The following is a 16776-nucleotide window of genomic DNA, read 5'->3' as shown; positions in this document are numbered from 1 at the left end:
TCTCCAATCCGCATGGTGAGCTACCAATCCTGAATTAAGTTTGCCAAAAAAATTCCTAAAACATGAGTGCTATTTCATACATAGAAGAACACAAAGAGCAATTTCTGAATGAGCTGTTGGAACTGCTGAAAATTCCTTCAGTTAGTGCAGACAAGAAATTCGCCGGAGATGTAAGAGCTGCAGCAGAATATCTAAAGGATCGTTTCACCGATCTGGGCACTCATGTAGAAATCTGCGAAACAGCCGGGTATCCAATCGTCTATGCTGAGCACATTATTGATCCAAATCTGCCGACCGTTTTGGTATATGGGCATTACGATGTGCAGCCTGCTGACCCTTATGAATTATGGGATTCACCTCCGTTTGAACCAGTGGTGAAAAATGAAAAAATATACGCCCGTGGATCTGCCGATGATAAAGGCCAGATGTACATGCATGTGAAGGCTTACGAAGCATTGATCAAAACCAATAGTCTGCCGTGCAACGTGAAATTTATGATTGAGGGCGAGGAAGAAGTAGGTTCAGAAAATCTCGAGCTTTTTGTTCGTGGCAACAAGGAAAAACTTGCTGCTGACGTCATACTGATTTCGGATACAGCCATTTTAAGTAATGACACGCCTTCAATAACCGTGGGACTCAGGGGTCTTAGCTACCTGGAAGTCGAGGTGACCGGACCGAACAGAGATTTGCACTCAGGTACATACGGTGGTGCAGTGGGCAACCCTATCAACACATTGTGCCAAATGATTGCCTCACTTCAAAATGAAAAAGGAGAAATCACGATTCCTGGTTTTTATGATAAAGTAGAAACTCTTTCTGATGAGTATCGTGCGAAAATGAATCAGGCGCCATTCAATCTGGATGAGTACAAAAAACATCTTGATATTAAGGCGGTGAAAGGCGAGGAAGGATACACCACCATTGAGCGAACTGGTATTCGTCCCACACTGGATGTAAACGGAATCTGGGGCGGATACATTGGTGAAGGTGCTAAAACTGTCCTTCCATCAAAAGCTTACGCGAAGATTTCCATGAGACTGGTTCCAAATCAAAACAGTAAAGAAATCACCGAGCTGTTCGTTAAACACTTCAACAGCATTGCTCCGGATCATGTGAAAGTAAAGGTAACGCCACATCACGGAGGAGAACCTTCGGTAATCCCTACAAATTCCATAGGATACAAAGCCGCATCGAAAGCAATGGAAAAAACATGGGGCAAAGAGCCGATTCCTACAAGAGAAGGAGGAAGTATCCCAATTGTAGCGCTGTTTCAGGAGGTACTTGGCCTGGATTCCATTTTGATGGGCTTTGGGCTCAATGAAGATGCTATCCACTCTCCAAATGAGAGCTATGGCCTTTTCAATTACTACCGAGGCATTGAAACGATTTCTCATTTCTATCAGTTTTTCACAGATATGTCAAAATCATAATTGATGAAGAAAGCACTAATCCTTACATCTCTTTTTCTTTTTGCACTCGCTTCCATTGGGCAGGTTCTAAAACCTATCAGCTGGAATGTGGCACTTTCAGAGCAAAACCCGGGTGTAGGAGACGAGGTAGAAATTAGATTTAGTGCAAAAATTGATAAGGACTGGTACCTCTATTCATCCGATTTCGATCCTGATCTGGGCCCAATGCTCACAGAGTTTTATTTCAATGAGAATGATTCCTATGAATTGATCGAAGGTATTCAGCCCATTGATGCCAAGAAGAAATACGATTCGCTTTGGGAGGGGGAATACACCTATTTCAAAAAAGAAGGGCTTTTTGTTCAAAAAGTAAAAATCCTAAAAGAGGACTTCAGCATTTCAGGAAACTATACCTATCAGGTTTGCTCAGATATTGATGGTAAGTGCATTCCATTTGATGATGAGTTTGCTTTGGGATCTAAAAAGACCAATAGTGACCTAAAAAAAAAGGATGAACCTGAGAAGGAAAGCAGCCTCTGGTCAATTCTGATTACAGCTTTTCTTGCTGGGTTAGTAGCATTACTTACGCCCTGCGTTTACCCAATGATCCCGATTACAGTCTCTATTTTTTTAAAGCAAAGTAAGACTCGAAAAGAAGGCATTGGCAAAGCACTTATTTATGGCCTTTCCATTATCGTTTTCTTCAGCCTCCTCGGCTTCCTTATTTCATTTATTTGGGGATTCACGGCACTAAATGAGCTGAGTACGCACTGGCTGTTTAACCTGATCATATTCTCCGTCTTTATCCTTTTTGCCTTATCGTTTTTTGGTCTTTTCGATATTACCCTGCCGTCAGGTTTGGTAAACAAAATAGACCGTCAAGCTGACAAGGGTGGGTTGATTGGCGTATTCTTCATGGCTATAACGCTTGTTTTAGTAAGTTTTTCCTGCACATTCCCAATTGTTGGTACGGCCCTAATCAATACACTAAGTGGGGGTAGCATCATGGAAGGGACCATGGCCATGTTTGGATTTTCCTTAGCCTTTGCCATCCCTTTCACTGGCTTTGCAATTTTCCCGGCCTGGCTTAAGTCTATGCCTGAATCAGGTGGATGGCTCAATTCTGTCAAAGTTGTTTTAGGATTTTTGGAACTGGCACTGGCACTTAAGTTTTTAAGCGTGGCAGACCTGGCATACCACTGGGGTATTCTGGATCGTGAAGTTTTCATCGCTCTTTGGATTGCTATTTTTGGTCTCCTTGGTCTTTACCTGATTGGAAAACTGAAACTGAAAAGCGATTCTGATTCGAATAAAATCTCTGTCGCCAGACTGATTTTAGCTGTTTGTACTTTTTCATTTACCATTTCACTTATCCCCGGTTTATGGGGTGCCCCGCTAAAATCGCTTTCAGGTTTTCTGCCACCGATGGCTACACATAATTTCAACCTACTACAAGCTGAAGCGGGTGGTAATACATGCGAAGAGCCAAAATATTCGGATATCCTCCACTGGCCACACGGCCTTGATGGCTACTTTGATTATGAACAGGCATTGGCGTGTGCCAAAGAGCAGGGCAAGCCAATCTTTATTGATTTTACAGGACATGGGTGCGTAAACTGTAGGGAAATGGAGCAACGTGTCTGGTCCGACCCGGCAGTGCTGAAGAGATTAAGTGAGAGTTTTGTGTTGGTTGCCCTATATGTGGATGATCGTACGATGCTTCCAGAGAGGGAGTGGTACGCATCGTCTTACGATGGTAAGGCCAAGAAAACGATTGGACAGCAAAATGCTGACTTCCAAATCACCCGATTTAACAACAACGCTCAACCCTTTTATGTCATCCTGAATGAAAATCAGGACATGCTAATTGATCCAAAAGCATATGATCTTAGCGTCTCTGCATTTGTGGATTTTCTTGATAAAGCCTTGGAAAACCATCGAAAAAACGCAGTTTTGTAGCGTCATCAAGCCAAAAGAATGAGGAAAACGAGAATTTGGTTAGTCATAACTGGACTAACAATCGCCATAATCTCAGTACTTTATTTACAATATCCCGACGTGGAGCCAGAGGAGCCGTTGGTGGAGATTGAGGTCGATTCATCATTGTTTCATATACCAACACTTTATTATGGCTACCCTGTTGACTCATTTGATATCGTAGAGGGGCGTGTGAAATGGAGTCAAAACCTTTCCGAAATTCTTTCAGCTTTCAATATTTCCTATCAGGATCTTCATACCCTTGCTCAGCGATCAAAAGATATCTACGACGTTCGCAAGCTTAAGGCTGGTGCAAACTACTCCATAATCCACAGCAGAGATTCGTTGAAAACTGCCCGTCAATTCATTTTTGAGCCCAACCCTACGGAATATGTGGTATACAATCTGGCGGATTCGATTTATGTAAATGTTCAGAAAAAGCCTATCAAAGTAACGGAAAGAACACTGGCTGCTGAGATCAACTCCTCACTTTACAATGCAATTTTAGATCAAGGAGCATCGCCAATGCTGGTCAATCAACTCGTAGATGTCTTTGCATGGCAGGTTGACTTTTTCCGAATTGCCAAGGGAGACAAGTTCAAATTAATCTTTGAAGAAGAAACCGTAGATGGAGAAATCGTGGGGATCAAAAGTATCAAAGGTGCCTACTTTGAGCACTGGGGAAAACCATATTATGCGATTCCTTACCAAACACCAGAAAAGCTGGATTTCTTTGATGAAGAAGGTAACAGCCTTCGGAAAACTTTGCTTAGAGCTCCACTTAACTATTCCCGGATTAGCTCAAGATTCTCCTTACGAAGATTTCATCCGGTTCAAAAAAGATATAAGGCACACTTAGGAACAGACTATGCAGCACCTACTGGAACGCCCATTCGAACAGTTGGGGACGGAGTGGTTTTGGAAGCACGCTACCACGGTGGAAATGGCAACTATGTGAAAATAAAGCACAACAGTAACTACACCACTCAGTACCTTCATATGTCAAGGATTGCTAAAGGCATCCGGCCAGGTACTACCGTAAAGCAAGGCCAAACCATTGGATATGTTGGTAGCACTGGACTGGCCAATGGCCCACACCTATGCTTTAGGTTTTGGAAAAATGGAAGACAAGTAGATGCCCTGAAGGTTGATTTACCTTCTTCCAGCGGAATCGACTCTACACAGATAGCTCAGTTCAAGGTCTATAGTGATTCCATCCGCTCTGTTTTGGATGGCATAGCTTTTGCAGAACCTGAATCATTGCTTGCAAAAATTGAATCAGAATCGGAAGAGAATCCCACCAATTAATCCTTTAAGATTTCCGATTCGTTTAGTAAAACGATACTATTCTTTAGTTTTTGCATTTAATTGAGTTATTTTGGGATAAATCATCCAAACATCAAATGCGAAAAATCTACTATGTCGCCTTTTTTTCGCTTGCTTTAGTTGCCACCACCACAGCCCAGGTCACCAGAGATACCTTGGTTTTAGTGCAGGGACAAATGCTGAAAGCAGCAGATTCTACTCCGGTTGCCGGAAATATTCTATATGAAAAACTGCCATACTATGATGACATGGGAATGGCTTCTACCAAGCCAGACGGTAGCTTTGAAATACAACTCATCAAAGGTGAAACCTACAACTTTTCAGTAAAGAAAAGTGGTTTTAAAAAATATAACCAGGAGTTACAGGTCAAAGGAAATCAGCGATTTGACATTTATGTAGAAGAAGATGTTGTGGAGCTTAGAAAGCTCGAAAACCTCATTTTCGCTCGTGGTAGCGATCAAATCTCACCTAGCTCATTCGAAGAGCTAAACGAACTTGCCATATGGATGAATGAGAATCCTTCCATCATAATTCAGCTGGAGGGGCACACAGATTTTGCTGGAAATCCTGATGCAAACATGCGTCTGTCGGAAGCCCGGGTAATTGCCGTGCAAGAATATCTCATTGACCAAAAAGTGAAAAAGAGCAGGATTTTCACCAAAGCTTTTGGTGGTAGTCAACCAGTGACCCAGGATCGATCTGATGAGGCGAAAGCACTCAACAGAAGAGTAGAAGTAAGAGTTATCCGTCGTTAAAAAAGACATTAGACACATGAAAAAAATCTACCTTTTCGTTTTTGGCTTGCTGGCGTTTTTTGCTGGTGAAGCTCAAGAGACAGTTGCCTGGGGAACTCAGGTAATTGATGTTTCTTCCGAATATTCTCCATATGAATTTTCAGCCATCCAAACATTGCACAGACCCAATGTGCTACCCAATGGCGGTGAAAACCCCAACTCATGGCGTCCGAAAAGCAAGGACAAGGAAGAGTTTATCATGGTCTCATTTCACACTCCAATCAAGGCCAAGCAAATAGCCATTGCAGAATCAGAAAATCCGGGTGCAGTAAAGGCTGTATATGGATATGATAGCGACTACAATGAATATTTACTTTTTGAACTCACACCACGTGAGCTACCAATCGAGTCACGACTTTTGAATTTGTTTTTTGAAGAAACACCTTATGCTGTTCAGGCTGTAAGAGTGGTTTTGGACTGTAGTGTTTCGGAAGGATACAATGCCATTGACGCTATTGGTATTTCTGCTTCTAATATTCCAATAAACGTACTGCTGAACCTAGCTCCGGGAGTAAATAGTGCTGTGGATGCAGAAAAGCTTAGCAGCAATGTGAATAGTGATTATGTGGAGCATAGCCCAATCATCTCACCAGATGGAAAAAAATTATACTTCTCCAGACAGTTTCACCCTGACAATGTGGGTGGAGTGAATGATGCCGAAGACATCTGGGTTTCTGAGCTGGATGAAGAAACCGGTGAATGGCTACCTGCAAGAAATGTAGGTCCTCCTCTTAACACAAAAGGTCCAAACTTTATTAGCTCCATGAGCAAAGTGGATGGTAAAGAAGTGCTGATTCTTGGAAACAGATATGGAAAAAAAGGAAGGATGTATACTGGAGTGTCCATGTCAATAAATGAAAACGGAACCTTCACCTATCCTGAGTCTATTGAAATTGAAAATGAGTACAATTACTCCCCGAACGCAGATTTCTTTCTTGTCCCTGGCGGCAAAGCAATGATCATGTCTGCTGAGCGTGATGACACTTATGGAGCAAGAGATCTATATGTTTCTTTCAAGAGAAACGATGGATCATGGTCTGAGCCTATGAATTTAGGAAGTGACATAAACACGATAGGAGAAGATGAGTCGCCTTTCATGGCTGAGGATGGTAGAACCTTGTATTTCTCCTCCGACGGGTATACCGGATATGGTGGGGCAGATATCTATGTGTCTTTCAAACTTGACGATACATGGAAACGTTGGTCAGAGCCCGAAAACCTGGGACCAGGTATAAATAAAGAAGGAAATGATGAATATTTCAGCATTCCAACCTCCGGGCAAAATTTATATTTTACGCGTGGGGAGAAAGGGGAAGATACAGATATCTTCAGCTTCAAGGTAGAGGACTTGTTTTCAGATCAGGTGGCTTCTCCGCTTGTGTCTTCTGTGGAGCACCTCGTTCCAAAGGACATTATTGCAACAGTGTCGGGTACTGTACTTGATGCTAAGACTGAGCAACCTATTGAAGGTGCAACTGTACTAATAGAGAGACTTCCTGATGGATTGGATATTGGGCATGCCGCAACCAATGAAACCGGAGGGTTTAAGTTCACCGTACAGGGCGGATGGCAATATGGGTTGGTTGGTGAGGCTGAGGGATATATCTCTGAAACGGAACGCCTGGACTTTGTTGATTTGAAAAAGTCAGATACTGTTGAGAAGCTGATTAGAATCTTCCCTATCCAGAAGGGAGAAACAATCGAGTTGAAAAATATCTTCTTTGATTTTGATAAGGCGGATCTGAAGACCGCTTCGTATCCTGAACTAAACAGAGTACTTGACTATCTGAAAAGGGGAACCATTGAAAAAATTGCGATCTACGGACACACCGATAGCGTGGGCGATGCAGGTTATAACTTAAACCTATCTGGAAAGCGGGCCAAAGCAGTTATGGATTATTTCATTAAAAATGGTATCAGCAGAGATCGATTATCCTATAAGGCATATGGAGAAACTCAGCCTAAGGTATCAAATGACACTCCTGAAAATCGCCAGATAAATAGACGCGTCGAATTCGTCATTCAGTAAAACTTAAAGATCCTTCATTTGATAAAGTCAGCTTTCGAGCTGACTTTTTTTATTTTTATACAATGGATACAGCCACGCAATCTCATATTCGTGAACTTTTTGAAGGAGTTAAGAAACATTCAGTAGCGCTTCGTACTTCTACTACAAAGCAGCGGAAAGACCTGCTAAAGAAACTTGAGCACTGGATTATGGCTCATAGAAAAGAGATACATGAGGCTGTTTTCCAGGATCTCCAAAAACCGCATCAAGAGACGGACTTGACGGAAGTATTTGTAGTCCTTTCGGAAATACGAAAAGCTCGAAAAAACCTGAAGCGATGGATGATGCCTAAAAAGGCTGCAACCAGCATTACTTATCTTGGCACCAAAGCAGAAACCTATTACGAGCCTAAGGGGGCCTGTCTCATTATTGCTCCCTGGAATTATCCTTTTCAGCTTGCCATAGGCCCGCTAGTTTCTGCCATTGCAGCTGGAAACACCGCCATCATCAAACCTTCCGAATTTTCTGAAAACACATCAGAGCTCATTAAACGAATGTGCGAGGATGTCTTCAAACCTGAAGAAGTCAGTGTTGTGTTAGGTGCAGTCGAGGAGTCTCAGGAATTGCTTTCCCTCCCTTTCGATCACATTTTTTTTACTGGCAGTCCACAGGTTGGGAAAATTGTGATGGGAGCTGCTGCAAAACATCTGGCCTCAGTAACTCTAGAGCTCGGAGGTAAGTCTCCAACCATTGTAGATAGGACAGCCAGCATCAAAGATGCCGCTCAAAAAATTGCCTGGGGTAAATGGCAAAACGCGGGACAGGTGTGTATCGCTCCGGACTATTTGTATGTACATGAAGATGTCAAGGAAAAACTCATCGAAGAGCTGGTGGTGCAATCCACTAAACTCTACGGAAGCAAAGAAACCTATGGAGCAATTATAAGTCGACACCATCACAACAGAATCAATGACCTGATGGCTGATGCCATTGACAAAGGCGCTGATATTGAGTTTGGTGGAAAATCTGATCGAGACAATTTAAGATTTACTCCAACGCTGATTTCCAATGTGTCCAAAGATAGTCGTGTGATGGAAGAAGAGATTTTTGGACCAATTCTTCCTCTTATCACCTATAGAGACATTAATGATGTGATTCAATTCATCAATGAAAAACCCAAGCCGCTAGCGCTCTATATTTTCTCAAAGAGCAAATCGATAATCAATAAAGTCAAAAAAGAAACAAGTGCCGGAATGATGACCATCAATGATGTGGTGCTTCAGTTTGCGCACCCTAATCTGCCCATAGGTGGGGTGAACAATAGCGGTATCGGTAAAGCTCACGGCCATACTGGTTTCATCGCTTTTTCCAATGAAAAAGCAATTGTGAAGCAAAGGAGAGGATTAACAATGGCAAAAACCGTATATCCACCATACTCCTCATTTAAAAAATTTATGATTGATTTCATGGTTAAGTATTTTTGACTCAGAAATCAACATGATGAATAAGTTACTTATTATCCCTATCCTAATCTTGGCAGCTTGTAGCAGTCCGTCTGATGAAAAAACTTCCAACCGACCATCTGAATGGTACGGTACTTGGAAAGCCGAATGGGAGACCCCACCAGAGTCTTATCCTGGCGTAGATGACATGGAATTTTATATGGATGGAGCCTTTGTTTTTTCGGCAGATAGCCTCACAGTCACGGCTAATGGATATCCTGATTGTATCTTTAATGTTGATACACTTTCTCACACTCAGATGTGGTATGTTTCTGGAGATACGCTATTTCTTTTAAATGAACCCGGCACACCAGGAATGACTTACCAGGTGGCTTCAAAATCTGAGGACCGTATCAAGCTTCAACTGATGGAGGACATTTTCGTTACGCTCACGAAGTAGTTGATCTTTCTGTTAAAAATGCGTTGCATCTTATTAGATGGGATTCTTTCTCATTAATTTGGTAGTAAAATAAATGCTATGAAAAAGTTTCTGATCGTAATAGGTGTTGTATTTGTCCTCCTCATTACTGCAATAATTGTGTTGCCGATCATCTTCAAAGATGATATTCGAAAGGCACTCGACGACTCAATGGCAGAAAACCTTAATGCCAAGGTTTATTATGATATTGACGGCATTAGTATCTCCCTGATCAAAAACTTCCCTGATCTGACAGTAAGCATGAGTGATTTTGGCGTTGTGGGTGTTGGTGTATTTGAAAAAGACACTCTGGCATCTGTCGGGAATTTTCAAGTAACTGTAGACCTGATGTCAGTCATCAGTGGTGAACAAATTGTCGTAGAAGAAATAGCATTAAACGACCCCAAAATCAAAGTGCTGGTTTTGCCAGACGGTACTGCCAACTACGATATAGCAAAAGCCTCTGATGAGCAATCAACCGAAGAAATTATTGAAGAAGGGGATACTTCATCAGATGAAGGTACTGGTGAGATGAGCATTGGCATTGAAAGATGGAGCATCAGCAATGCTCAGCTGAGGTATGAAGATCAATCCATGAAGTTCTACACTCTGCTGGAAGGACTGAATCACGAAGGATCTGGAGACTTTTCACTCGATGTTTTCGATATGAAAACGAAAACCACGGTTGATCGTGCCTCACTTGGATTTGAAGGAACAGAATATGTGTCCAACAAACGATTGGACCTGGACGTGACACTCAATATGAACTTGAGTGAGATGAAGTTTACGTTTAAAGAGAACCGAATTGCCGTAAACAATTTTGCCATGGTCGCTGATGGGTATGTAAGCATGCCCGGTGAAGATATCAACATGGACATCTCCTTCGGTGGTAAGGACATCAACCTGAAAAGCATTTTATCATTGATTCCGGGTGTTTATCAGGAGTACTTAAGCGGAGTTACTGCAGGTGGAACTGTAAATTTTGATGGGTACGTACGCGGTACTTTCAATGAAACATCTATGCCTAAAGTAGCGGCCAACCTGGGTGTTGACAATGGAAAAATTTCTTATGCGGATTTCAACATCCCAATTGAAAACATAACCATTAAATCGAGTTTTAACTACCCCTCTGCAGATCTGCGAGAGACCAGTTTTAACGTGGACAAGTTTGCTATGCTAGTGGATGGCGAGTCTGTAGAAGCCTACTTAAAATTTAAGAACCTGGAAGACTATCAGTGGGATTTGGGCTTTGAAGGAAATGCAGATTTAGAAAAAATCACCAAGATTGTGCCTCTTGAAGGAATGACCCTACTTGGAAAAATCAATGCTACACTAAAAACGGCAGGTAGAATGTCAGACGTTGAAGCTGAGAGATACGATAAGCTTCCAACCTCTGGAAGTATGACGATCAAGGATTTTCTATTCACAAGTGAGGAGTATTTACCTCAGGGTTTTGGCATTAGCCGTGCCAACCTCGCATTCAATCCTTCTGAAATTTCACTGAGCGAGTTTAATGCGACTTCCGGCAACTCAGACTTTAACTTGACAGGAAAAGTGACCAACTATCTTGCTTTTGCTCTTTCAGAGAATGAAATGCTTGTAGGTCGGATGGACTTCAATTCCAGATTGATTGATGTGAATGAATTCATGCCAGAGGAAAGTATGGAAGAAGAGGTAGCTGTCAATGAAGGAAGCGAAGATTCAAACTCTGAAGAGGCTCCTATGGAAGTGGTAAAGATTCCGGAAAACATCGACTTCACTCTTGCTTCATCCATTGACAAGATTGCTTATTCCAATATGCCAATAACCAACTTTAGAGGGAGGGTATTGATTAAAGATGGAGCCATCATCCTTGACAAAAACAGCTTCAACATGCTAGACGGTACTTTTGAATTGACAGGTTCGTATGTCACCAAAGATCTGGATAAGCCTAAGTATGACCTGGCCTTTAAAATAAAAGACCTTTCAATTGCCAATGCGTTCACCTCATTTGAAACTATCCAGAGCTATGTTCCTGTTGCAAAACAAGTGACCGGCAAGTTCTCCTCTGACTTCAAAGTAAATGGACTGCTTGGAGAAGATATGATGCCGATTATGGACGAGATTAATTTGTCTGGTTTGGTGAATATTGCCCAGGCTGCACTAGAAAAAGGTGAGTTCATGCAAAAGCTTTCTTCAGTAGCTGCGCTAAAGACAGGAGCCAATACACAACCCTCTCAAAAAATTACCTTGAAGGACGTGTTGGTTAGTACATCAATAAAAAATGGACGCATGTTCGTGGAACCATTTGAACTACAGGTTGGTGGACAAAAAGCTGTGGTTGGGGGTAACAATGGTCTTGATGGGTCTTTAGATTACTCAATGCTACTGAAAGATATTCCGACGGGACAAATTGGTAATGCGTTAAACAGTGCCCTTAGCTCTTTTACTGGAGGTAAAAAATTGGTTGCTGACAAAATCAATCTTAATCTGGGGATTGGAGGCACCTACGATGATCCCACGGTGAAATTGCTCGGGACAAGCTCCGCATCAGGTGGTGGGTCTGCCACCGATGATTTCAAAAAAGATCTAACGGCTAAGGTAGATGAGCAGAAAGAAAAGGCAGAGGCTGAAGTAGAAGCGGCAAAAGCAAAAGCACAGGAAGAGCTGGAAAAAGCGAAAGAAGAACAGCGTCAGAAAATAATGTCGGAGGCACAAGCTCAGGCAGATGCCATCAGAAAGCAAGGGAAAGCCAGTGCTGAAAAAGTAAGGAAAGAAGGATACGCAGCAGCAGATAAGCTGATCGCAGATGCCGGATCAAATCCAATTAAGAAGAAACTGGCTCAGGAAGCTGCCGCAAAAATGAAAGCTGAAGCTGATCAAAAGGCAAATCAGATAGAATCGGAAGCGAATGCTAAAGCAGATAAATTGATTGCAGAAGCAAAAGCGAAGGCAGATAAAATATAATTCTTCAGAGGTGGTGAGAGTCACCACCTCTGCAATACCTGCATACGGTGGGCATCCAGTTTCAAGAAGCTAAAAAGTAAAATTGTGAAAGCCCATAGCGATGACCCCCCATAGCTGAAGAATGGAAGAGGAATCCCGATCACAGGAAATAAGCCAATCGTCATACCAATATTTACTGTAAAGTGGAAAAATATAATACCCACCACTCCATAGCCATAAACTCGTGAGAAGGTTGATTTTTGTCGTTCCGCTAAGTGAATCAGCCTTAATAACAACCCCGCAAATAGCCCAAGTATGATAATGCTTCCTATCCATCCATGCTCCTCACCTATCGTGCAAAAAATAAAATCAGTTATTTGTGCTGGCACAAAATCAAATTTGGTCTGCGTCCCTTCCAAAAAGCCCTTCCCTGCAAACCCTCCTGAGCCGATCGCAATCTTTGATTGAGTCACATTCCAACCTGCGCCTAGTGGGTCGATGTTTGGATTGACCAATGAAAGCACTCGCTTTTGCTGATGCGGCTTTAGCACATCCGTAAGAATAAAGTCCACACTGCGAACGGAGAAAGTGATAATGATGGCGGAAACTATGATATACACGAGCCGCTTTGGCTTTCGTGCATTCAGTCCTAGTGCCAATAGCGTAACAATTGCAATGCCGGCAAGTAGCACGGTTTGGTTTACAAGTAGGGTAAGGATAAAAATTGCAAAAACAGAAATAGCCACGATTGGCAACAATGGAGGCATCCCTTCTCTAAACATTGGAACAGCCAGAGCTGCAAAGACCAAAGCCGTGCCAGTGTCCCCCTGGAGTACTGTGAGCGCCATCGGTAGGATGATAATCGCGAAGGAAACCCCAAGCGTATTTAAGTCTGTCAGCTTCCTTGTTGGTTGATCCAGATACTTAGCTAACGCAAAAGCTGTGGCAAACTTAGCAAACTCCGAAGGCTGCAATCCAAAACCCCCAATTCCAACCCATGATTTTGAACCGGCCACTTCTTTCCCCCCTATCAAGATGAAAAGCAGAAGGGCCACAAATATTCCATAAATGATATAGGCAAACGAGTCAAAGAATTTGTAGTCAAAGAAAAAGACGGTAAAAGCGATAGCAATAGATGTCAAAATCCAGATAAACTGTCTACCTGCACTGGTCCCAAAATCAAATAGACTTTGATCTATTTCAGGATCGTATTCTGCTGCATAGATATTCAGCCAGCCTGCGATCACAAGCGCCCCAAAGAGTAGGACAGACGCCCAATCAATTTTCTGCGAGAGTGGGTCTTGGCGCATTTTGAGGTAAATATCTTTCTTCTAAAACATAATCTTCCAGCCAGGTACGTGACACTTTGCCAAGTACATACTTTTCAGCAAGCAAGCTAGCAACGGATACCGCAGCACGGCCTCCTTGCCCGGCATTTTCTACATAAGCTGCTATGGAAATTTTTGGATCGTCCAGCGGGGCAAATCCCATAAACCCCGAGTGATCCTCTCCGTGTGGATTCTGAACGGTACTGGTCTTCCCCGCAAGCTTTAAGGGTTCGTAATAGCCCCGAATTCCGGATCCTGCTTTCACCACTTGTTCCATCCCCTGCACTACAGGCTCAAAATGAATTGGATCAAATGGAAGTACTTCTTTCTTAATGTTGGGATTTGGCCAACCTTCAATTTTATCTACCACATGGGGCGTAATAAAGTACCCTCGGTTTGCCAGAATTGCTCCCAGGTTTGCCATCTGAAGAGGTGTCACCAGCAACTCCCCTTGCCCGATGCTCAGCGAGGCAATATTGGAATACTTCCACCGCTTGGCTCCATACCACCGATCGTAATATTCGATGCTTGGCACATTCCCCATAATCTCATTCGGCAGGTCAACACCCAGGTGTCGTCCCAGACCAAACTCCTTCACATATTCTCTCCACTTCTCATAGCCTATTCTGGAATCTATAAAAGGACTCTCGTCTGCTCCTTGCTGCACCATCCGCCGCATTATCAGGTAGAAGTAGTTGTTGGATGATTTTGTAATAGCCCTTACCATATTGTATGGACCTGGTGGTGCCAGATCTCCAATGTTACTATGATCTACACGTATTATTTCATCAGCAGCAACCACACCTTCGTGCATCGCAATAATTCCCTGAATGGTCTTAAACATGGAGCCAGGAGGATAGCGAGCCTGAAGTGGGCGATTAAAAAGTGGTTTGTCCTCATTGCTGTTTAGGTCAGGAAAGTTCTTGCTCAAATTCTTTCCGCTCAAAAGCTGAGGATCATAAGATGGTGCTGAAACCAGCGCTAGGATTCTTCCTGTCTTTGGCTCAATCGCCACTACACTGCCAACCTTCCCCTCCATCAACTTCTCAGCATACTGTTGCAGCTCAAGATCAATGGTTAGGTGTATGTTTTCACCCGATTTTGGCAAGGTGTCATATTCTCCATCACGATAGTCGTCTTTTATGATTCCCTGCACATTCACCACTTTGTAGGTGGCTCCCCGCTTTCCTCGGAGGTGCTCTTCATAGGCCTTTTCAATTCCCCCAATCCCAATGTAGTCTCCCGGCTGATAGTAGTTTGTGGTATCACGGTTAAGGAAATTACTACTAACCTCTCCTACATAGCCTACCACATTCGCCAGTGATTTGGTATTGTAAGATCGTACGGTTCTTGGCAGCACATAAAACCCCGGGTAATTGATCAACTGATCCTGAAGGCTCGCAAAGAGTTCATCTGAAATTTGCTCGATAAATTTTGACGCCAGAATGGATGAGAATTTTTTCGCTTTTTTGATCTTCTCGTCAAATTCTTCGCGGGTGATATCAAGCAGCTGGCAAAAAACTGTGGTATCAGCAATCTCTGCTTCCTTCGGCACAATCATCAGGTCATAGACTGGCGAGTTGTATATGACAAGACTGTCATTATTGTCATAAACCAAGCCACGAAATGGATACTGGATAATCTTTTGAACAACATTGTTCTCAGCCGCTACTTTATAGTCTTCCTCTAAAATCTGGATGTAAAAAAGGCGCACTGCAAATACAATCACAGTAAAAAGGATAAGCCCACGAACCAATAAACTCCGCCCTCTCATATTCTCCTTCTATTGGGTGAAATAATGAAGTTGACCACAAAAATGACCGTGGTACTAAAGATAGCGCTGAAAAATATTTTTCCGAAGACCATTCCAAAAAGATGAAAGCCTCCGTTTTCGATAATGAAAATGATGAAATGGTGTACAAAGACGAGGGGAAAAGTAAAATAGAGGAACCCGGTCTTTTTCAGTGTTCCAATGTTGAGGTTAGTGAGTTCCTGCGTGTCATCATTTACCACGTTGAGCCAAAAATTCCTGATAAACATAATAAACACAGAAGCTGACGCATGAATGCCCGGAGTATTAGTAAACACGTCAACAAACAAGCCCGAAAAAAATCCGATGACCATCAGGTAGGATCGACTGAGGGATCTTGGTAAAAGCAGAAGAAAGCCCACATAAAAAAATGCAAAGGCCTTGTCGAATAACGTGATTCTATGAACAAGAGGAAGTTGAACCAGCAATAGCAGGACTACATTGAGAATCTGTTCTTTGATGCTGATACGTGTCATTGTATTTCTAATGAATCTTTCTCAGGTTTCAACAAATCTTTGATCACAAATACCTGGTAAAGGCTAGTGAAGTCTGTGGCCAGCTTCACCTTTGCTTCATAAAAGGTCATGTGTTCCTCCAGGTGCAGCTCATCCACAGTGCCTACGAGCACGTTTTCTGGAAAAACGGAATTAAAGCCAGAAGTTACAATCGAGTCTCCTTCCCTCAACTTAATGTGACGGGGGATATACTTTAAGCTGGCTCGGTCATACGCTTCCTGATCCCACTGCACCGTGCATTTTGTCTCGGTTCTTTTCACCTTTGACGACACCAAAAGTTTGGGATGTAGAAGTGAATAAATCGTTGCAAAGTTTTTGGTTACTGATTTTACCTGACCCACTACCCCTATAGCTGAGATCACACCCATCCCCACATCAATGCTATCATTTCGGCCAGCCGAGATGGTGACGAAATTCATACTCCTGTCAAACGTATTGTTGATCACACGAGCACCAATAACCTGGTATTGAGCCACTGTGTCCAGAAAGGATGGCCTCTCAGTCCGGAGCATTCTCAACTCCTGCTGCAGAGCTTCATTTTCCAGCATCAGTTGAGCATTTACCTCCTCCAGATTGAAGTAGTTGCCTATGTTGTTAGAAGTTTGTGCAATTGAAGCTACCGCCTCATTGCTGGAATTGAGAAAAGATGCGTTGTATCTGTTATTGAAGTTGATGAGAAGCCACGCACTTAGAATTTCCAGGCCAATAAAAACGGCTATTTCTCGCTGCTGATAAAGGAAATCTAAAAGCCTTTGCATTCACTT

At 42.7% G+C, this 16776-nt stretch carries 12 protein-coding genes; 8 read left to right on the top strand and 4 right to left on the bottom strand.

Translation table 11 applies throughout. The annotated features are described in order from the left end of the window. Positions 1-62 precede the first annotated feature (62 nt). From ACEQZT_RS06850 to ACEQZT_RS06815, 8 genes are all read left to right on the top strand, one after another. The gene (locus tag ACEQZT_RS06850) at positions 63-1430 is read left to right on the top strand and encodes a dipeptidase (RefSeq protein ID WP_370088556.1); all 1368 of its coding nucleotides are present in this window, start codon (positions 63-65) and stop codon (positions 1428-1430) included. 3 nt (positions 1431-1433) lie between these two features. Next, positions 1434-3368 carry a thioredoxin family protein gene (locus ACEQZT_RS06845; protein WP_370088554.1) on the top strand — a complete coding sequence of 645 codons (1935 nt, stop codon included), beginning with the start codon at positions 1434-1436 and terminating at the stop codon, positions 3366-3368. A gap of 18 nt (positions 3369-3386) precedes the next feature. Then, on the top strand, positions 3387-4694 hold the full coding sequence (locus ACEQZT_RS06840; RefSeq protein ID WP_370088552.1) for a peptidoglycan DD-metalloendopeptidase family protein: 1308 nt from the start codon (positions 3387-3389) through the stop codon (positions 4692-4694). A gap of 95 nt (positions 4695-4789) precedes the next feature. Next, positions 4790-5467, top strand: a complete 678-nt coding sequence (locus ACEQZT_RS06835) for an OmpA family protein (protein ID WP_370088550.1) — start codon at positions 4790-4792, stop codon at positions 5465-5467. A gap of 16 nt (positions 5468-5483) precedes the next feature. Further along, entirely contained in the window at positions 5484-7535 is a 2052-nt protein-coding gene (locus ACEQZT_RS06830; RefSeq protein ID WP_370088548.1) for an OmpA family protein, read from the top strand. A 62-nt stretch (positions 7536-7597) separates the two neighbouring features. Then, complete coding sequence (locus ACEQZT_RS06825) at positions 7598-8998, top strand: aldehyde dehydrogenase family protein (RefSeq protein ID WP_370088546.1); 1401 nt, start codon at positions 7598-7600, stop codon at positions 8996-8998. Positions 8999-9014: 16 nt separating this feature from the next. Continuing rightward, positions 9015-9416 carry a hypothetical protein gene (locus ACEQZT_RS06820; protein WP_370088544.1) on the top strand — a complete coding sequence of 134 codons (402 nt, stop codon included), beginning with the start codon at positions 9015-9017 and terminating at the stop codon, positions 9414-9416. Positions 9417-9494: 78 nt separating this feature from the next. Next, complete coding sequence (locus ACEQZT_RS06815) at positions 9495-12380, top strand: AsmA-like C-terminal region-containing protein (RefSeq protein ID WP_370088542.1); 2886 nt, start codon at positions 9495-9497, stop codon at positions 12378-12380. Between the two features lie 20 nt (positions 12381-12400). Here the strand turns inward: ACEQZT_RS06815 and rodA are convergent, their stop codons facing one another. From rodA to mreC, 4 genes are read right to left on the bottom strand one after another with little or no spacing between them, the layout of a single operon-like run. Beyond that, complete coding sequence (gene rodA, locus ACEQZT_RS06810) at positions 12401-13669, bottom strand: rod shape-determining protein RodA (RefSeq protein ID WP_370088541.1); 1269 nt, start codon at positions 13667-13669, stop codon at positions 12401-12403. Next, positions 13638-15461, bottom strand: a complete 1824-nt coding sequence (locus ACEQZT_RS06805; protein ID WP_370088539.1) for a penicillin-binding transpeptidase domain-containing protein — start codon at positions 15459-15461, stop codon at positions 13638-13640. The genes rodA and ACEQZT_RS06805 overlap by 32 nt, the downstream gene beginning before the upstream one ends. After that, a complete protein-coding gene (locus tag ACEQZT_RS06800) occupies positions 15458-15973 on the bottom strand; it encodes a hypothetical protein (RefSeq protein ID WP_370088537.1) in 516 nt (171 codons plus the stop codon). The genes ACEQZT_RS06805 and ACEQZT_RS06800 overlap by 4 nt, the downstream gene beginning before the upstream one ends. Further along, on the bottom strand, positions 15970-16770 hold the full coding sequence (mreC, locus tag ACEQZT_RS06795) for a rod shape-determining protein MreC (protein WP_370088535.1): 801 nt from the start codon (positions 16768-16770) through the stop codon (positions 15970-15972). The genes ACEQZT_RS06800 and mreC overlap by 4 nt, the downstream gene beginning before the upstream one ends. Between the last annotated feature and the right edge of the window lie 6 nt (positions 16771-16776).

Origin of the sequence: Ekhidna sp., assembly GCF_964218185.1 — a bacterium.
GTDB lineage: Bacteria > Bacteroidota > Bacteroidia > Cytophagales > Cyclobacteriaceae > Ekhidna.
The sequence above is the reverse complement of the archived record's forward strand: the minus strand, read 5'-3'. Positions and strand labels throughout refer to the sequence as shown.

What these genes read in the sequence shown, in the direction of transcription:
- rodA (WP_370088541.1), bottom strand. Translation starts at nt 13,669, where the DNA reads ATGCGCCAAGACCCACTCTCGCAGAAAATTGATTGGGCGTCTGTCCTA.
- ACEQZT_RS06835 (WP_370088550.1), top strand. Translation starts at nt 4,790, where the DNA reads ATGCGAAAAATCTACTATGTCGCCTTTTTTTCGCTTGCTTTAGTTGCC.
- ACEQZT_RS06805 (WP_370088539.1), bottom strand. Translation starts at nt 15,461, where the DNA reads ATGAGAGGGCGGAGTTTATTGGTTCGTGGGCTTATCCTTTTTACTGTG.
- ACEQZT_RS06845 (WP_370088554.1), top strand. Translation starts at nt 1,434, where the DNA reads ATGAAGAAAGCACTAATCCTTACATCTCTTTTTCTTTTTGCACTCGCT.
- ACEQZT_RS06800 (WP_370088537.1), bottom strand. Translation starts at nt 15,973, where the DNA reads ATGACACGTATCAGCATCAAAGAACAGATTCTCAATGTAGTCCTGCTA.
- ACEQZT_RS06830 (WP_370088548.1), top strand. Translation starts at nt 5,484, where the DNA reads ATGAAAAAAATCTACCTTTTCGTTTTTGGCTTGCTGGCGTTTTTTGCT.
- ACEQZT_RS06850 (WP_370088556.1), top strand. Translation starts at nt 63, where the DNA reads ATGAGTGCTATTTCATACATAGAAGAACACAAAGAGCAATTTCTGAAT.
- ACEQZT_RS06820 (WP_370088544.1), top strand. Translation starts at nt 9,015, where the DNA reads ATGAATAAGTTACTTATTATCCCTATCCTAATCTTGGCAGCTTGTAGC.
- ACEQZT_RS06825 (WP_370088546.1), top strand. Translation starts at nt 7,598, where the DNA reads ATGGATACAGCCACGCAATCTCATATTCGTGAACTTTTTGAAGGAGTT.
- ACEQZT_RS06840 (WP_370088552.1), top strand. Translation starts at nt 3,387, where the DNA reads ATGAGGAAAACGAGAATTTGGTTAGTCATAACTGGACTAACAATCGCC.
- ACEQZT_RS06815 (WP_370088542.1), top strand. Translation starts at nt 9,495, where the DNA reads ATGAAAAAGTTTCTGATCGTAATAGGTGTTGTATTTGTCCTCCTCATT.
- mreC (WP_370088535.1), bottom strand. Translation starts at nt 16,770, where the DNA reads ATGCAAAGGCTTTTAGATTTCCTTTATCAGCAGCGAGAAATAGCCGTT.